The sequence below is a fragment of the Paraburkholderia silviterrae genome, from assembly GCF_004353915.1.
Lineage (GTDB): Bacteria > Pseudomonadota > Gammaproteobacteria > Burkholderiales > Burkholderiaceae > Paraburkholderia > Paraburkholderia silviterrae.
On the sequence record NZ_SMRP01000023.1, the window covers coordinates 129,291 to 130,211 of the forward strand.

Here is a 921-nt window from a genome sequence, read left to right on the forward strand (position 1 = left end):
ACTCGAGCCCGACACGATGCCTGTCGCCGCGCCTTCCAGGTGCTGCAGCGTGTCGTCCAGGGCGTACGCGTAGTCGTTCGAGACGAAATTGGTTGCGCCCTTCGCCAGCTCTGCTTGCGCCACCGTCAGCGTGCCGAGGCTCCTTTCCGCGGCGTCGGTCAGCATGTAGCCGCCCGTCGCCCCCGAAATGATGCCGGTCGTCGCGCCTTCGAGGTTCGCCAGCGTGTCGCTCAGCTCGTACGTGTAGCCGTTCGAGCCGAAGTTGCTTGCGCCCTTCGCCAGTTCCGCGTTCGCCACCGTCAGCGTGCCGAAGTTGCTTTCCACGGCGTCGGTCAGCGTGTAGCCGCCCGTCGAGCCCGACACGATGCCAGCCGTCGCATTTTCCAGGTTGCTCAGCGTATCGCTCAGCTCGTACGTGTAGTGGTTCGAGCCGAAGTTGCTTGCGCCCGTCGCCAGCTCCGCGTTCGCCACCGTCAGCGTGCCGAGGTCGCTGTTCGCGTCGTCGGTCAGCGTGTAGCCGCCCATCGCGCCCAAAATGATGCCGTTAGCAGCGCCTTCCAGGTGCAGCAGCGTATCGCTCAGCTCGTACGTGTAGGCGTTCGGGCCGAAGTTGCTTGCGCCCTTCGCCAGTTCCGCGTTTGCCACCGTCAGCGCGCCGAGGTAGCTGTTCGCGTCGTCGGTCAGCGTGTAGCCGCCCGTCGCGCCCAACAGCAGGCCAGGCGCCGCGCCTTCCAGGTGCTGCAGCGTGTCGCTCAGGCCGTACGTGTAGTCGTTCGAGACGAAATTGGTTGCGCCCTTTGCCAGCTCAGCGTGCGCCACCGTCAGCGTGCCGAGGTTGCTTTCCACGGCGTCGGTCAGCGTGTAGCCGCCCGTCGCGCCCGACACGATGCCAGCCGTCGCATTTTCCAGGTTGCTCAGCGT

Annotated in this window: 1 protein-coding gene; it reads right to left on the reverse strand. The window is 65.9% G+C overall.

The window, feature by feature from the left end:
* A partial coding sequence (locus EYW47_RS41455) for a hypothetical protein (RefSeq protein WP_205710188.1) occupies nucleotides 1–921 on the reverse strand: 921 nt, incomplete at both ends.